The 16,485-nt window shown below is 45.1% G+C and carries 13 protein-coding genes; 8 read left to right on the top strand and 5 right to left on the bottom strand.

All coding sequences use genetic code 11. The annotated features are described in order from the left end of the window. Nucleotides 1-31: 31 nt before the first annotated feature. The 4 genes from pflA to GT360_RS09760 all read right to left on the bottom strand — a co-directional run bounded on the left by pflA (nt 32) and on the right by GT360_RS09760 (nt 6,194). Nucleotides 32-772: a pyruvate formate lyase 1-activating protein gene (gene pflA / locus GT360_RS09775; RefSeq protein WP_164648688.1), complete on the bottom strand. Its 741-nt coding sequence runs from the start codon at nt 770-772 to the stop codon at nt 32-34. Between the two features lie 157 nt (nt 773-929). Beyond that, the gene (locus GT360_RS09770; RefSeq protein WP_164648687.1) at nt 930-1,928 is read right to left on the bottom strand and encodes a lipid A deacylase LpxR family protein; all 999 of its coding nucleotides are present in this window, start codon (nt 1,926-1,928) and stop codon (nt 930-932) included. A gap of 162 nt (nt 1,929-2,090) precedes the next feature. Continuing rightward, on the bottom strand, nt 2,091-4,367 hold the full coding sequence (gene pflB / locus GT360_RS09765) for a formate C-acetyltransferase (RefSeq protein ID WP_164648686.1): 2,277 nt from the start codon (nt 4,365-4,367) through the stop codon (nt 2,091-2,093). A 279-nt stretch (nt 4,368-4,646) separates the two neighbouring features. Beyond that, nucleotides 4,647-6,194: a DUF3360 family protein gene (locus GT360_RS09760; RefSeq protein ID WP_164648685.1), complete on the bottom strand. Its 1,548-nt coding sequence runs from the start codon at nt 6,192-6,194 to the stop codon at nt 4,647-4,649. 485 nt (nt 6,195-6,679) lie between these two features. Between GT360_RS09760 and GT360_RS09755 the strand changes: the two genes are divergently transcribed. The 5 genes from GT360_RS09755 (at nt 6,680) to GT360_RS09735 (ending at nt 11,556) form a co-directional block, all read left to right on the top strand. Next, nucleotides 6,680-8,110: a hypothetical protein gene (locus tag GT360_RS09755; RefSeq protein WP_164648684.1), complete on the top strand. Its 1,431-nt coding sequence runs from the start codon at nt 6,680-6,682 to the stop codon at nt 8,108-8,110. Between the two features lie 317 nt (nt 8,111-8,427). Further along, nucleotides 8,428-9,198, top strand: coding sequence for an ABC transporter ATP-binding protein (locus GT360_RS09750; RefSeq protein ID WP_164648683.1), 771 nt, complete (start codon nt 8,428-8,430; stop codon nt 9,196-9,198). Nucleotides 9,199-9,283: 85 nt separating this feature from the next. Then, nucleotides 9,284-10,051: an ABC transporter substrate-binding protein gene (locus tag GT360_RS09745; protein ID WP_338062493.1), complete on the top strand. Its 768-nt coding sequence runs from the start codon at nt 9,284-9,286 to the stop codon at nt 10,049-10,051. Between the two features lie 84 nt (nt 10,052-10,135). Continuing rightward, nucleotides 10,136-10,876: an ABC transporter permease gene (locus GT360_RS09740; RefSeq protein WP_164648681.1), complete on the top strand. Its 741-nt coding sequence runs from the start codon at nt 10,136-10,138 to the stop codon at nt 10,874-10,876. A gap of 2 nt (nt 10,877-10,878) precedes the next feature. After that, complete coding sequence (locus GT360_RS09735) at nt 10,879-11,556, top strand: ABC transporter permease (protein WP_164648680.1); 678 nt, start codon at nt 10,879-10,881, stop codon at nt 11,554-11,556. Between the two features lie 53 nt (nt 11,557-11,609). Here GT360_RS09735 and xthA read toward each other — a convergent pair whose 3' ends face one another. Beyond that, nucleotides 11,610-12,416 (bottom strand): exodeoxyribonuclease III, encoded by an 807-nt coding sequence (xthA, locus tag GT360_RS09730; RefSeq protein WP_164648679.1) that lies wholly within the window; start codon nt 12,414-12,416, stop codon nt 11,610-11,612. 284 nt (nt 12,417-12,700) lie between these two features. Between xthA and GT360_RS09725 the strand changes: the two genes are divergently transcribed. From GT360_RS09725 to psrA, 3 genes are all read left to right on the top strand, one after another. Beyond that, entirely contained in the window at nt 12,701-14,821 is a 2,121-nt protein-coding gene (locus tag GT360_RS09725; protein WP_164648678.1) for a methyl-accepting chemotaxis protein, read from the top strand. 171 nt (nt 14,822-14,992) lie between these two features. Beyond that, the gene (locus tag GT360_RS09720) at nt 14,993-15,382 is read left to right on the top strand and encodes a glycine zipper family protein (protein ID WP_164648677.1); all 390 of its coding nucleotides are present in this window, start codon (nt 14,993-14,995) and stop codon (nt 15,380-15,382) included. 425 nt (nt 15,383-15,807) lie between these two features. Beyond that, nucleotides 15,808-16,449 (top strand): TetR family transcriptional repressor PsrA, encoded by a 642-nt coding sequence (gene psrA, locus GT360_RS09715; protein WP_164648676.1) that lies wholly within the window; start codon nt 15,808-15,810, stop codon nt 16,447-16,449. The last annotated feature ends 36 nt before the right edge of the window (nt 16,450-16,485 follow it).

Genomic DNA, 16,485 nt, shown 5'->3' with positions numbered 1-16,485 from the left:
GTCTACCGGATCGACATCCGATAGACACTTATTAGTATTTAATGTTGTCGTGGTATTCGCTAAGGACTTCTACGATGCTATCCATCACCTCTTTTGAAGGTGGGTTAACGCCTTCGAGCGGGTATTCATGACCCAGCGCTTCCCATTTGTGTGCACCTAGCTTGTGGTAAGGCAACAGCTCCACTTTCTCGATGTTGTCCATATCTTTAATGAACTCACCGAGCTTACGTGCAGCGTCTAGGTCATCTGTGTAACCTGGTACGACAACATAGCGAATCCATGTCGTTTGACCGATTTTCTGTAGATAACGTGCAAAATCGAGTGTACGGTGATTAGAAACACCAATCAGATCTTCATGGATTTCGTCATCCATATGCTTAAGGTCAAGCATCACTAGGTCGGTTTGTTCCAACACTTCATCAATGACTTCAGTGTGTTTACGGATGTAGCCGTTGGTATCAAGACAGGTGTGAATACCTTGTTCTTTCGCTGCTTTAAAGAAATCACGCACAAACTCAGGCTGCATCATAGCTTCACCACCTGAACAAGTGACACCGCCACCAGAAGCGTTCATGAAGTGACGGTAAGACGTCGCATCTTTGATGATTTCATCCACCGTGACCTCTTTGCCACCTTTCGGATCCCAAGTATCACGGTTGTGACAGTATTTACAGCGCATCAGACAGCCCTGTAAGAAAACGATAAATCGGATACCTGGGCCATCGACAGTGCCACAAGACTCGAACGAGTGAATACGACCAGTAGTAGACATGAGTTAATCTCTGTTCTTCAAATAGTTGAGATATTTTATTACAAAAGTTGAGGATTAAATAGGTTTGATTGCAGCGAAGCTGGTTACAGAAGGTAACAAGTTTTACAACTGTGACAGGTGGAAAGGATTGAGGGAGTGCATGACTCCCTCGAAGAGTTTAGAAGAAGCCGAACAGGGTGAAACCACCGGTGCCATAAACAGATTGAGGGGCGTTCGTGTATTCAGGTGTATGCCCGGCGATAGTCAAACTTGCACCAAAGTTTTGGTTATACCAAACCAAGCCGGTAACCAGCGTGGCTTGCAGCGGCTCGACTTCCATCTCATAGGCTGACAATGGCAAACTCGGGTCGGGGTTGACTAAATCGCGATGACCTTCAATAGTCACATCATTGAACCGAATTCGACCCTCAGCACCCACAAAGCCAAACCAACCCGAATTGGACGCGCCAATCATACCAGCTCGAAATGGATTCTCATGGTCAATATTTGCCGCACCCATATTACCATCAAGATCAGTACCCCATCTAAACATGACACCCGTCGATACATCACTTCGGAAGTTACCAACATTGACTTCACTAACATTAGAGATCTCAACTTGAGAGTTACCGAAAGAGCGTTCACGCATCAAATTGTAGTGGCTGAGGTAGCCAACACTTCCGACCCAACCTTCATCGATTTGGTTATCCCAACCCCTAGGGTCATCAGAACCAACGATACCATGAACAATGCTTTGAGCTTGTGAAGCAAAAGAGTTTTCACCCGTCACACCCACCGTTAAGTTAAAGCGGTGAGCTTGCTGAGGGTGCAAACTGATATAGTTAAATTCGGTATGGAAAAAACCGGCGTAAGGACGGTCACCAGCAATCGCATTCTCTTCTTCGATGTCTTCTGGCGTCCACATCTTATGGCCGAGTACGAACTCAAATTTATCGAGAGAAGAGACGCCCCACATGGATAAGCTCAAAGGGCGCAGAAACATCGGTGGATTGATCGCTCCCGTTGTGTAGGAGAGAAACAGACCATTTGAATAGTCGTGATCAGTGCGCACCATTCCATCGTTATCGATGCTGAATACAAGTGTATTTCTATCAGAGGCAGCAACGCTGCAAGCGAGAGAGGAAAGGCTTAATGCCAGAACTGATAAAGGCTTCATTATTATAACTACAACTTCCTTTTGTTAATTGCAGCTATAGTACATAAAAAATGGGCTTAGTCCGAGAAATTGTCAGGGTTATGTGAGGTTTTGTGCAGTTTGTCTGCATACAAAAAGCCCCGCACGCAGGCGGGGCTTTCTCTATTCAATGAGTGTCTCTAATTATAGAGATTCAGTGAATGTACGTGCGATTACGTCAGCTTGTTGCTCTGCAGTTAAAGAGTTAAAGCGTACAGCGTAACCAGATACACGGATTGTTAGCTGAGGGTACTTCTCTGGGTGCTTAACAGCGTCTTCTAGAGTTTCGCGGTTAAGAACGTTCACATTTAGGTGTTGACCACCTTCGATGCCAGCTTCGTGGTGGAAGTAACCATCCATCAGACCAGCAAGGTTAGAACGTTGTGAATCCTCTTCTTTACCTAGTGCGTTTGGAACGATAGAGAACGTGTATGAGATACCATCTTTAGCGTCAGCAAACGGTAGTTTACCTACAGAAGTAAGAGAAGCTACAGCACCTTTCTCATCGCGACCGTGCATTGGGTTTGCACCTGGAGCGAATGGAGCGCCTGCTTTACGACCGTCAGGTGTAGTACCTGTCTTCTTACCGTATACCACGTTTGAAGTGATAGTAAGGATAGACTGTGTAGGTACTGCATCACGGTAAGTCTTAAGCTTACGGATTTTACCCATGAAGATAGAAACAAGTTCACAAGCCATGTCATCAACACGTGCGTCGTTGTTACCAAATTTAGGGTAGTCGCCGGAGATGTCGAAGTCGATCGCGATGCCGTCTTCGTCACGGATTGGCTTAACTGTGCCGTATTTGATTGCAGATAGAGAGTCAGCTGCAACAGATAGACCAGCGATACCACAAGCCATAGTACGACGTACGTCACGGTCATGAAGAGCCATTAGCGCTGCTTCGTAGCTGTACTTGTCGTGTGAGTAGTGGATAGCGTTTAGTGCAGTCACGTACTGCTTAGCTAGCCAGTCCATGAAGCTGTCTAGGCCAGCCCAAACTTTGTCGAAGTCTAGAACTTCGTCAGTCATCGCTTCAGTCTTAGGACCAACTTGGATCTTAAGCTTCTCATCTACACCGCCGTTGATAACATAAAGTAGAGTCTTAGCTAGGTTCGCACGAGCGCCGAAGAACTGCATGTGCTTACCGATAACCATTGGAGATACACAACAAGCGATAGCGTAGTCATCGTTGTCGAAATCTGGACGCATTAGGTCATCGTTTTCGTACTGGATAGAAGAAGTATCGATAGATACTTTCGCACAGAACTTCTTGAAGCCTTCAGGTAGCTGCTCAGACCAAAGTACAGTGATGTTTGGCTCTGGAGAAGGACCCATAGTGTATAGCGTGTTTAGGAAACGGAAGTTTGTACGCGTAACTAGCGTACGACCGTCAACACCCATACCACCCATAGATTCTGTTGCCCAGATTGGGTCGCCAGAGAATAGCTCATCGTACTCAGGAGTACGTAGGAAGCGAACCATACGTAGTTTCATTACGAAGTGGTCGATCATTTCCTGAGCTTGTTCTTCAGTGATAAGACCAGCAGCGATATCACGCTCAACGTATACGTCTAGGAAAGTCGAAGTACGACCTAGAGACATAGCCGCGCCGTTTTGAGATTTAACAGCCGCTAGGTAACCGAAGTAAGTCCACTGGATTGCTTCTTGTGCAGTAGTCGCAGGACCAGAAATGTCGAAGCCGTAAGAAGCTGCCATTTCTTTCATTTGACCTAGTGCGCGGTGTTGCTCTTGAAGCTCTTCACGCAGCTGCATAGTCATTTGCAGGTTGTCACCCGCTTCTAGTTGCTCTTGAGTTGAATGGAACTGAGCAACTTTGTCCTTCATTAGGAAGTCTACACCGTATAGTGCTACACGACGGTAGTCACCGATGATACGACCACGACCGTATGCATCAGGAAGACCAGTCAGAACACCAGACTTACGACATTTTAGGATGTCTGGAGAGTAAACATCGAAAACACCTTGGTTGTGCGTTTTGCGGTACTCTGAGTAGATTTTAGAAACTTGTGGGTCAAGCGTACGGCCGTATGCTTTACAAGAACCTTCGATCATGCGCACACCACCGTTAGGCATGATTGCACGCTTAAGAGGCGCTTCAGTTTGTAGACCAACGATAGTTTCTAGGTCTTTGTTGATGTAACCCGCATCATGTGAAGTGATGGTAGAGATAACAGAAGTATCGAAATCAACAGGAGCGTGAGTGCTGTTTTCCTGCTTGATACCTTCCATTACTTTAGCCCAAAGCGTGTTAGTCGCTTCAGTACCTTCAGAAACTAGGAAAGACTCGTCGCCTTCATAAGGAGCGTAGTTCTTCTGAATGAAGTCACGTACGTTTACTTCGTTTTGCCAATCACCTTCAGCAAAACCTTCCCAAGCTTTAGCAAATTGCTCAGCCATGACATACCTACCTTTTTAGTAGAAAAAACACGTACATCAGACACCGTGTGGCGTCCTAGTACACTCTAAGTAACAATATGTATAGACGATAAAACGTGCTATACATCCATAAATATTGTCACCACCTATAGTGTGGAGATTTACTCGATTTAATTCAAGGGTAAAACAAAAAAATTTTTGAAACCTTAAACTAAATCAATAAATGCTAAATTTTTTTGTAATTGTTAAAATTCATTTACAAAGGGCAGCCGAAGCTGCCCCTGTCATAGGCTTAACTTATTATAGCCAAGCTTTTAAACCGTATTGGCTCTCTAGCATACCTACAGCAAGCATTGCTACAAGACATACTGCGAATACACCAACTGGGATCACAATCTTATCGACAAACGATAGACGCGAAGCACGCTCTTTATCGCCGATTAAACCGTTGTTGTCTAGGAACATTGTCAATGCCCATGCAAGAACTGGGTTTGCAACAACAGAAGCGAAGATACAGATACCTGCAGCTTGAGAATCTTTGGTGTCCTTAACCATCTGCATACCTGCTTCAAGTAGTGGCAAGAATACGCCGACAAGCAGTGCAACACGCATTACTGGTGGCCATACTGCCACATCCATTGGGAAACCAAGGATAGCAACGATGATACAGAATGAACCAAGTAGGATCGCACCAGCAGGAATCGGGCGCTTCGCGATTGCGGCTGGAATCATGTATGTGCCCCAAGACGAAGTGATGTTACCACCACCAACTGCAGTACCTACCATTTGACGGAATGAACACATGGTCATTGTGTCATCAACGTCCATCAGTACTTTCTCAGTACGACGCGGGTAGTTGAGCTCTTGGAAGATACGGTGACCAAGGAAATCAGGAGACCACATTGCTACTGCTAGAATAGCGAATGGCAATGAAGCAATGAAGTGCTCTAGGTTTGGAAGACCTAGCATCCAACCTTGCTCAGTGCTGCCCCACCAGTAGACTGGGTTAAGGTTAGGTAGACCCATCTCGGTTTCAAACGTTAGGTCGAAACCAGCGCCTAGACCAAGCGCGATCAATAGACCCGCAATTGCACACACAGGGATAGCCAACCAACGCTTGTTGATTTTTGCTAGGTATGCGTAGATTGCGATGTTGATACCAAGAACGATCAGACCAACGTAACCCATGCTGCCTGCTGCAACATCACCAGACTGCAGGCCGACAGCCCAAGACTGGATAGAGCCAATCTGACTCATTACACCGGTAAAGCCGAGGAAGATAAGTAAGCCACCAGCGGTACCCTCAGACGTCAAGTTGACGAGTTTGGACCCCCCTTTAAAGTAGCTCAACAGAAGGCCGAACACACCAAGCAAAATTGCTAGTGCTAGAGGGTGAGCACCCGCCAAAGCAATAGAACCGATCAGTGGGATCATCGGGCCGTGGTTACCAGCAAGGTTTGCTCTTGGGTTAAAGAAACCGGAAGCAAGGATACAGAAGAGTAGCGCAGGGATAAGCATCTCTACACGGGCAACTTCAATAGCAAACTCTTTGCCGAGTTCAACGTGGTCCCAAGCAGCGGTTAAACCATCTGCCCAAGACATCATTACCGCCGAGTACATTGCGATAATGCCGATAGTACCTGCAAGTGCAGGAACAAGATCTTCAAGTTCAAAGCGGAAATCACGACCTGGAAGGTTTAGACCGAAGCGACGAGGCTTCATAATTTGTAGTTCGTGATCGAGATAATCTGAGCGTGAATCGAACTCTGATGCGGGACGATGTAGCTCACTGTAGCTTTTAGTCTCAATATCTTCAGCTGAATGAGCCTTATTCATTGCGTCTGACATAGATTCCTCATGATGTTAGAAATAGTAAGTATGTTCTTTCGAACAAATCGCAATCCTTGCGATGAATGGTTATGAAAATCCTAGCACACATTTTAGTTGCCAAAGGTTTAATACGGCTGCCAAGCGATATTCAACCCGACCCTCTTCGTGCCAACAAAAAGGGGAGTGTACCCAGATTGGCAGGGAGTTTAACGTGCTTACCCTTTTGGGTGATTGATTTAGATCACTTTATAAAATTAATGTGAAATTTAATTACATTTCGTTCTATTCAATGGTAAATCCCTGCCAAATATAGGGAAACTGGATTTCAAAGTGGAAAGTAGATTACTTTGTCATACAAAAATGACCCTTTTTTAGCCTGATTTTGAGTTGGTAACACTTATTTACATTTGTGGCATGAACCCTGCATTAAACCGCTATATAACTAACACAGTCAGATTTCCGGCACGAGTTTGCCGCTCAGAATGAATTGAAAGGACCAAATAATGAAAAAAGCAGTTGTTTTGCCAATCGTGGCGGCACTTTCGGGTGCGTTGCTAGGTTGTGGTGGTGGCGGTGGTGGTACGCCTCCTCCTCCGGCACCGACGAAGTACACATTTAGCTTTATCCAGATGGAAGTGGATAAAGATCCAGATTTACTATCGTCTACTTGTAAAAATCCAACGTACTTCAAAGAGTATGATTCGGGCAATGTGGATTATGCAAAAATCGCCACAACAATTGAATCGGTTATTAGTTACGATGCAAATGGTGAAATGTTTAAAGACTTAACGGCAAGTATCAATAGCTCGGGTACTCTCACTTTTACAGAGAATGATGTTCCTGATGCAGGGTTCGTAGTCGTTATGGATAACGTTGGCTCATCATCTAGCCGAAACTACCATTCTTTAGCTATCCAAAAAGAATTACTGGGTAATTACCTCATCAATGTTGAATCGCCACAAGGTGGCAACGCTGCCTGTTACACAGCTGGCAAACTGAGTGTTTCAGATGTAGCTAAATCTGCTAGTTTAGCTTCTGCTGACGGGAGTATCGCCATAGCAGATTATAGTTTTGAGACACTACGCAATAGCAAAATAACTAATAGCGCTTCAATTAAGAGAGAGATTGATATTGTAGCGACCTCAGAAAGTGTGCTTTTCGCTGGCTATGATGCTTCAGGAATGATTAATTCTTTTGCGATGCCTAAAGCTTCCTCATTGTCAAATGATGTTGAAGGTAGTATTCCATCAACAGTAGAACTTGAAACTCTTACTGGTTTTTCTTACGTAAATTGGACCAGCGATTCTTCAAAATCTATCGATAGTTCAAATGTAATGACTTACTCGAAAGATACAGCGTTTGTTTGGCAGGAGTTAGATCTATCACGAACACAAGTTAACCTGACAGATGAGTTAAGTTACGCTTTAAGAAATGTAGGCGAGTATAATGGTTGGAAAGTTGAATCGAACAAACTCATCGCATCAAATGAATCCTTTGATAATGAGTTAGCAGAAGCTTATGTCTATTTAGGGAATGAACCAGAGGTTTTCTGTAGTGCGGCTGGCTGTTCAGTTGAAGGGAACGGGGTGGTGAATACTCGTGATGAAAACTTTGTAAGAGCATATATCGAGGTTGGAGCGAACGCTAAGCATACGATTTACGCAATTGCGGATGATCGAGATTCTGTTGTTATTCCAGATTATGAAATTAGTGCGAGTTACAAACCTGAAGGAGGGGAGAATATAGAGTTCTCCGTAATCGCCAGCAGTGACGACTTGAACTCAGATTTCGTTAAGTTGATGATGTTTCAATACCATGCTCCGCTTTCAACAGAACAATTTGTAGACAAAGTTTCTATTGTATCTACGCCTAATGAAGCTCAATCAAATAAACTAGATTTGGTTAAAGTTGGGTATGAAATAATCCAAAAATAGTAGTTTTAGTAGTTTTAGTAGTTTTAGTAGTATTTAGTGATATAAGCGCTCCCTTAAGGGAGCGTTTTTTGTTGCGTTAATGTTTCACGAGCTTTAATGGGTGCGCTTGAGTAAATATTCAAACTTCGGCATACATCCCCGCATTTACAAATTATTACAGACTAATTATTCGCGACCGCTGTTTTTTACCGCGCTTTTTGCTGAAAAAGTAAACGTTTGCCGTTAATGCTATGTTGCGTTCCCTGTGGCTGGGTGCTAGTTTAGTACGCAGACTTTCTCATGATGAGAATAAATGTTAAGACAGGGAGTTAGAGCGCATGAAAGATGTCGCCGCGCTAGATATCAAAGATCTACACAAAACCTTTGGCCAAAATGAAGTATTGAAAGGGATCTCCCTTGAGGCGCACAAAGGTGACGTGATCTCCATCATCGGCTCCTCTGGCTCAGGTAAAAGTACCTTCCTTCGTTGTATCAACCTTCTTGAAACACCTACTGCGGGTGAGATTTGGGTCAATGGTGAATTGATTCAAATGAAACAGAACCGCTCTGGTGAATCCCAACCCGTCAATGAAAAGCAAGTTCAGCGTATCCGCTCTCGTCTTGCGATGGTGTTTCAAAGCTTCAACCTTTGGTCACACATGACTGTTCTCGAAAATGTTATCGAAGCGCCTGTGCACGTGTTGGGTGTACCTAAAGCACAAGCGATCGAAAACGCAGAGCTACTTCTCAAAAAAGTGGGTCTTTGGGAGCGCAAAGACTACTACCCAGGACACCTCTCTGGTGGTCAACAGCAGCGTGCAGCTATCGCACGAGCACTCGCCGTTGACCCAGAAGTGATGTTGTTTGATGAGCCTACCTCCGCACTCGACCCTGAACTCGTTGGTGAAGTATTGGGTGTGATGCGTGAGCTTGCCGAAGAGGGGAGAACCATGCTGGTGGTGACGCACGAAATGGCTTTTGCTCGTGACGTATCAAACCACGTCATGTTCCTTCACCAAGGGAAAGTGGAAGAGCAGGGAGATCCAGCTAAGCTATTTACGAACCCTGAATCAGAACGACTACAGCAGTTTATATCATCTATTTACTAAAAACCTGTGCTCACAGAATGGATAAAGGCAGTCTATTGGGTTTCAAACCAACGAGCACGACAATAACAATCACAGGAGTATGGAAATGAAAAAGTGGTTATTAGCCGCGACAATCGCAGCAACAGCAGTAACAGGTATGGCGCAAGCGAAGGAATGGAACACCATTCGTTTCGGTATCGAGGGCGCATACCCTCCATTTAGCTGGACAGAAGGTGACGGTTCACTGAAAGGCTTTGATGTGGATATGGCAAACGCGCTGTGTGAAGAGCTAAAAGCGAAGTGTGTGATCGTACCGCAAGACTGGGACGGCATTATTCCGTCACTGCTAGCGCGTAAATACGACGCGATTATTGCAGCGATGTCTATCACTGAAGAGCGTAAGAAGCGTATTGATTTTACTGAAAAATACGCTCTTATCCCGAACAAATTTATCGCTAAGAAAGATGCAGGTATCGACTTCGAAAACCTAGCAGGCGTGAAGATTGGCGTTCAACGTGCAACCACTCATGACAAATATCTGACGGACAACTACAAAGATGTAGACATCGTACGTTATGGCTCTTTTGACGAGGCATACCTTGACCTAGCAAACGGTCGTATCTCAGCAGTATTGGGCGATGCATCTGCACTAGAAGAAGGTGTATTAAACGCAGATGGTGGTGATGCTTATGAGTTCACAGGCCCATCACTGACTGATCCTAAATGGTTCGGTGAAGGTTTCGGTATCGCTGTACGCAAGCAAGATAAAGACCTAACTGAAGCATTGTCTGGTGCTATCCAATCTCTACGTGAGCAAGGCAAATACCAAGAAATCGCAGCAAAATACTTTAACTACGACGTTTACGGCGATTAATCAAAATAGTTGGCCTGCTCAGGTAGGCCAACCCTCCTTTCTCCCTGCCAGTGTAGTTTTGAAAGGTCAGGACAGGAATCCTCTATGATCGACTTACAAGGATATGAAGCCTCTATCTTTAAAGGGGCTATCTTGACGATTGAAGTAGCGCTTCTATCGCTATTGCTTGCCGTCATTCTTGGCATGGCTGGTGCGCTTGCTAAGCTTGCACCTTACCGATGGGCACGCGCCATCGCGACTCTTTACACCACCATTATCCGTGGTATTCCCGACTTAGTGCTGATGATGCTGATCTTTTTCGGCGGGCAAATTCTGCTTAATAACACCCTTTATGGCACTAATGAGTGGTTGAACGAATTCTTTACAGGTCGTAACCCTGATCATGAATGGGTTTCGTACCTCCCTGATTACATCGACGTTAGCCCATTTATTGCGGGTGTGTTGACTATCGGATTTATCTTCGGTGCCTATATGGCAGAAACGTTCCGCGGCGCCATCATGGCGGTTGATAAGGGACAAATGGAAGCGGCAAAAGCCTATGGCATGAGCGCGTTCAAGGCCTTCCACCGTATTTTGCTTCCACAAATGATTCGCCATGCTCTGCCGGGCTTTGGTAACAACTGGTTGGTACTGCTTAAAACTACGGCTCTGGTTTCGATTATCGGTCTTGAAGACATGGTGCGAATCAGCTCTCTAGCGGCAGGTTCAACCAAAATGCCGTTCACTTTCTACATGACAGTGGCCGTGATCTTCCTTTTCTTTACTGCAGTATCAACAGGCTTGCTGAAGCTGGTTGAACGTAAATTTAGTATTCACGCGAGGTAATCATGGATTTTTCTTTAGTTGTAGAAAGCTTTCCAATTTACCTTGAAGGGTTATGGACGACCGTTTGGCTGGTGGGTCTCGCGCTGATCATTGGGTTGTGTATTGCCATTCCGTTAGCGATAGCTCGCAACACATCCAATCCGATATTTTGGCTACCGAGTTGGGCGTTTATCTACTTTTTCCGAGGTACACCGCTTCTTGTTCAGCTCTACTTGATCTATTACGGTATGGATCAGTTCTTCCCAGTGAAAGATACCATGTGGCAACATGCTTGGTTCTGTGCCTTGGTGGCTTTTGTACTTAACACTTCGGCTTATACCGCAGAGATCATTCGCGGTGCGATTAACGGGCTACCAAAAGGGGAAGTAGAAGCTGCGAAGGCTTATGGTATGGGTACGTTCATGACCTATCGCCGTATTATTTTGCCAAGTGCGTTGCGTAGAGCGCTTCCTGCGTACAGCAACGAAGTGATCTTTATGCTGCATGGCTCAGCGGTTGCAGGGATTGTCACCATCTTAGATCTAACGGGTGCTGCTCGTTTGGTGAACTCGCGCTACTATGCTCCGTTTGAGTCATTCCTTACGGCAGGCATGTTCTATATGGCGCTGACGTTTATTATTCTGTGGTGCTTTAAGTTTGCAGAGAAGCGTTTCTTGGCGTATTTGAAGCCTTTGAGTTGATGTGAAAAGAGCGCCATAATGGGCGCTCTTTTTGATTCTAATGAATTCGTCTATTACTTAAAGCTAGACCAAATAGGTGCATGATCCGAAGGTTTCTCAATGCCACGGAGTTCATAATCGACATCTGACTCGAAGCACTGTGCTGCGAGTGACTCTGTAGCCAATATCACATCGATTCGTAGGCCGCGATTGTCAGGGAAACCTTTTGAGCGGTAATCAAACCACGAGAATCGGTCATTCACATCAGGGTGAATTTGACGGAACGTATCAGTAAGACCCCAATCAAGGAGAGTTTGTAGCCATTCACGCTCTTCTGGTTGGAATGAGCACTTACCAGTTTTCAGCCAACGCTTGCGGTTAGGCTCACCAATACCGATGTCGTCATCTATTGGGCTGATGTTGATATCACCCATCACAACCAGTTTTTCATCGGCACTGTGGTGCTCATTGAGGTACGTCATAAGGTCTTTGTAAAACTGACGCTTGTACGGAAACTTTGTTTCATGAGCGATATTGTCGCCTTGTGGGAAGTAGCCGTTAAGCACCGTCACCTTATCACCGTTATCATCTTCCACAGTGCACATAATCATGCGTTTTTGGTGCTCTTCGTTATCCGTCGGAAAGCCTTTTTGCACGTGCAGGGCTTCTTTCTTGCACAGCATAGCGACACCATAGTGCGCTTTTTGGCCATGGAAGTAGACGTGGTAACCCATGGCTTCTACATCTTCGATTGGGAAGGCTTCATTGTGCACTTTGATCTCTTGCAGACCAATGACATCTGGCTGATGTTTGTCGATCAGCGCTTGAAGTTGATGGAGGCGGGCACGCAGGCCATTTATGTTGAAGCTGACTATTTTCATTGTTCGATCCGTCTTTTATTAAGAGTAAACACAGCGTGTTTTTAGGGATTCTAACATGAAGAACAGTCAAAATTTCTTAAGTTAAGGGTAAAGCGGTCGATAAAGTATTGAGTTGTTAACTTAATGTGATGTATTTTTGGTTTCTACAACCAAAGTTGTATGACTATCATTCATGTGGCACGGGCAAGGATATGGCCGGCTACACAATCACTTCAAATTATAATTGTAAGTTTGTGCCTCAAGGCATGGCTTATTGCGGATGTTTGCCTAAATAAGGATGTGTTATGCGAACACTTTCAGTGCAGTGGAAAATCACTTTACTCGTCGGTTGCTGTCTACTTGTAACTTCTTTGTCTCTTGTCGCTCTGTCACTATATAACGCCACAACCAACCAGAGCGTGGTTCAAGCGCATTCAACGCGTACTGTTCAAGACAAATCTCAACAATTAGTGATTACTCAAGCGATGCTTGCATCACTTGAAGTGGAGCAATATCTCGAGCGAGCACAGTTGCGAGCAGAAATGATTGCTGCAACGGTGTTGTTGTCGAAATCCAGTAGCGAAGATAGTTTTGGTTCAAGTGAAGATTTGCGAACGGCATTAGTCGACATTGTTCGTGAAACGGTGGTGAGTTTTGACGAGATCGATAGCGCGTATCTCGTCTTTCTTCCCGATGCGCTAGATAGTGAAGATACGAACTACGCCGGGGCTGATTACGTAGGTTCAAACGACGTAGGTCGCTTCGCCTCTTTGTGGTCGATGGAAGAGAACAGTCAGCAGCCAGTTCAACGAGTACTCAAAGAAAGTCAACTGGCTAGCGGCCGGTTTAATAGTATTGAATCTTGCCTGTCTGCATCGAACTCGGTCTGTCTTGGGGCTGTCGAAACGAAAATTTTCAACAGCCGTACTATTTTGAACGTTCCACTCTCGGTGCCAGTGAGATCTGAGGGAGAGTTACTCGGTTTCTTTGGCACTGTGATTAACCTCTCCTCAATGGCATCAATCGTTACGAATGCCGATGAACAGCTCTTTGATGGTGTAGGGCTTGTTACGATAACAGACGCACAGAATCGTGTCATTGCGACTGACAGCACGGATCTTACACTGCTCACAGCATATACAAGTGCGGATTTTACCCAACCAGAGTTAAGTCGTTTGTTTGCTCAGTCTGCAGTGACATCCCAATGGAGTGAAAATCAGCAGCAATTCGCTGTTTATGTGCCGATTTCACTGGGCAGTCAAGTTTGGCGTGTGATGATTGAAATTCCGCGAGATGCCGTATTTGCAGATGCTTTTAGTTTGGATACCGTTATTGCAGAGCAGATGAAAGAGGCGATAGAAAAGGAGCTAATTTTTGCGGCACTAGTGATTGCAGTAGCGCTCGGTGTGATTTATCTAATGGCTAGGAGTATCGTGAGACCGATTAGGGCTGTCGCTAACCGCCTTGAAGAAATTTCATCGGGTGAGGGTGACTTAACCCAACGTTTAACCGTCAACTCGAAAGATGAGCTGGGGGCCTTGGCTCACGGGTTTAATACCTTCCTTACCCGCTTGCAAGAGACTATCTCAGATGTTGTTAATACCTCCAATGAGATCGCAAGTACGACACAGCAAGCAAAACACTATGCTCATGAGACACGAGAAAGTAGCAGCGCTCAGTTCAAAGAGGTGGATTTAGTGGCGACTGCATCAGAAGAGATGACACAAACGGCTGGTATGGTAGTACAAAATGCTGAATCTGCAGTGGTTGCTGCGCTTCAAGCGCAAGAATCAGCACTGGCCGGTGAGCAAGTTGTGGTGTCTACTGAGGGTGAGATGAATAAGCTTGTCGATAATATGACAGCGGCGGTACCTGTAGTGACCGCGCTTGCCGAAAACAATGCCAATATCACTGAGATACTTGCTGTCATTGAAGGGATTTCAGAGCAAACCAATCTATTGGCACTGAATGCAGCGATTGAAGCAGCCCGTGCGGGTGATCAGGGACGTGGCTTTGCCGTTGTCGCTGATGAGGTAAGGGGCTTAGCGACACGCACGCAAGACTCCGTGGGAGAAATTCGTGAAGTGATCAATAAGGTTGAAGCAGGAACTCAAGATGTTGTGGATGCCATTGAAGTGGGTAACACGCTCGCATCAGGCGCTGCGGTTGAGGTAAAAAAGGCGGTAGAGGAACTTAAGCAAATCGCTGATTCGGTTAACGCTATTCATGATATGAATAGTCAAATTGTCAAGGCTGCCGAAGAGCAGCAGCAAGTCTCTACAGAGGTGAATCAGAATGTTGCAAATATCCGAGACCTAAGTGCAGGAATACTGCAAAACGCAAAGGATTCCGAAGACGTCGCGCAATCAATAGATGGAATATCTTCACAGCAGCAGGCCTTAATGCAGCAATTTAAAGTTAGCTAAATATCGAAACCAAAAACACCCAGAAACTTTGGCTTGGGTGTTTTTAGTTTAATCAGACGGTTAAGTATTATTCCATATGGAATAGTTACTATTCCTAGGTGAGTTGAGAGGAATGCGGTTAGTCTTTGTGGAAACAACAAGGTTAAATCAGTCTCAACTTCCGGAGTTTTTATGAAACGCCTGACATTATTTATCACTTTGACCAGTTTGGCTGCTGGCGCACACGCCAATCTAATCATCGACAAGAACGGTGTTGATGAAAAAGATTACATCTACGATCTACACCAATGTGAAGAACTGGCTGGACAAGTACAGAAAGAGACACGTTCACGTGGTGCAGTTGGCGGCGCAGTGAAAGGTGCAGCACTTGGTGCAGCAGGTAGTGCAATTGCCGGTGGTTCAGGCTCATCTGGTGCGAAAGTAGGCGCGGGTGTTGGCGTTGCTGCAGGTGTTCTAGGTGGCAGTCGCGATCGTCGTGAAAATCAAGATAACTATGAAGCTGACCAGCAAACGGTAATGCGCAACTGCATGACAAATCGTGGATATACAGTATTAAACTAATAACGTCAGGGCCCCTTTATTGGGTGACTCACTGATGGCTAGTGGCGGCAGAGGACTTTGTTCTCTGCCGTTTTTCTTTTTGTGGCGACGAACGTTATCGCAAACAAAAAAAGCGCCCAGGCCATAGAGGTCTGGGCGTATCAATATTACAGGAGTTAAATAAGAAAAAGCAGCTTCATTAGTAGCGGACAGATGAAAAAATATTTCGACGGCCAGTGAAACTCGGTGTTATCTGTTCGCTACATGTATGTAGACCGACTTTAAAGTAAAGAGTTCCATAAAAACTGAAATTTTTATTTGCTGCTGATATATCAACTCGTTAACACATAACCAACCGAGAATCTGCCAAAGTGTGATGTTAATTACTTGTTAATCTGATGTTGTGGGGGTATATTTCAAACAGGTGTTTAATACGGTCGATTGAAATGACGTCAAGAAATTCTACGAAAGACAAAATTTTGGATGTTGCAGAAGCGCTATTTGCAGAGCATGGTTTTAACGATACTTCGCTACGAACGATCACAAGCAAAGCGGGAGTGAACCTAGCTTCGGTCAATTATCACTTTGGAGATAAAAAGACGCTGGTTCGAGCGGTATTAGACCGTTATTTGGAAGCATTCATGCCGGCGGTCGAAGACGCATTGATTACACTTAATCTCAATAAGAGTTACGCAATGGCGGATGTTTTTGAAGCGCTTCGCGCGCCTTTGCGCTCACTCAATGAGGTTCGACCTAACGGGACCGCACGCTTTATGTCCTTGATAGGCCGTGGCTACACCGACGTGCAAGGGCATTTGCGTTGGTTTATCACAACGCGTTACCAAAACAGCCTGTCTCTCTTCACTCAATCGATTATGCAAGCAAACCCTAAGCTAACCCCCGATGTTCTGTTTTGGCGTTTGCATTTTACGCTCGGTACCTGTGTCTTCACCATGGCATCGAGTCAAGCATTAACCGAGATCGCGAACAACGATTTCGACCAAGCAGCAGATCCCAAATCTGTGGTGGATCAATTGATTCCTTTCTTAGCTGCAGGGATGTCCGTTGATCTTATTGACGCAAAATAACAATAAAACGATATACAGCACGTGAATAAAAGGATT

The sequence above is a fragment of the Vibrio astriarenae genome (assembly GCF_010587385.1).
Classification (GTDB): domain Bacteria; phylum Pseudomonadota; class Gammaproteobacteria; order Enterobacterales; family Vibrionaceae; genus Vibrio; species Vibrio astriarenae.
This window is presented reverse-complemented; position numbering and strand designations above follow the sequence as displayed.

Excerpts from the sequence above, each read along its gene's own strand:
- pflA (WP_164648688.1), bottom strand. The coding sequence starts at position 772 with ATGTCTACTACTGGTCGTATTCACTCGTTCGAGTCTTGTGGCACTGTC.
- GT360_RS09770 (WP_164648687.1), bottom strand. The coding sequence starts at position 1,928 with ATGAAGCCTTTATCAGTTCTGGCATTAAGCCTTTCCTCTCTCGCTTGC.
- pflB (WP_164648686.1), bottom strand. The coding sequence starts at position 4,367 with ATGGCTGAGCAATTTGCTAAAGCTTGGGAAGGTTTTGCTGAAGGTGAT.
- GT360_RS09760 (WP_164648685.1), bottom strand. The coding sequence starts at position 6,194 with ATGTCAGACGCAATGAATAAGGCTCATTCAGCTGAAGATATTGAGACT.
- GT360_RS09755 (WP_164648684.1), top strand. The coding sequence starts at position 6,680 with ATGAAAAAAGCAGTTGTTTTGCCAATCGTGGCGGCACTTTCGGGTGCG.
- GT360_RS09750 (WP_164648683.1), top strand. The coding sequence starts at position 8,428 with ATGAAAGATGTCGCCGCGCTAGATATCAAAGATCTACACAAAACCTTT.
- GT360_RS09745 (WP_338062493.1), top strand. The coding sequence starts at position 9,284 with ATGAAAAAGTGGTTATTAGCCGCGACAATCGCAGCAACAGCAGTAACA.
- GT360_RS09740 (WP_164648681.1), top strand. The coding sequence starts at position 10,136 with ATGATCGACTTACAAGGATATGAAGCCTCTATCTTTAAAGGGGCTATC.
- GT360_RS09735 (WP_164648680.1), top strand. The coding sequence starts at position 10,879 with ATGGATTTTTCTTTAGTTGTAGAAAGCTTTCCAATTTACCTTGAAGGG.
- xthA (WP_164648679.1), bottom strand. The coding sequence starts at position 12,416 with ATGAAAATAGTCAGCTTCAACATAAATGGCCTGCGTGCCCGCCTCCAT.
- GT360_RS09725 (WP_164648678.1), top strand. The coding sequence starts at position 12,701 with ATGCGAACACTTTCAGTGCAGTGGAAAATCACTTTACTCGTCGGTTGC.
- GT360_RS09720 (WP_164648677.1), top strand. The coding sequence starts at position 14,993 with ATGAAACGCCTGACATTATTTATCACTTTGACCAGTTTGGCTGCTGGC.
- psrA (WP_164648676.1), top strand. The coding sequence starts at position 15,808 with ATGACGTCAAGAAATTCTACGAAAGACAAAATTTTGGATGTTGCAGAA.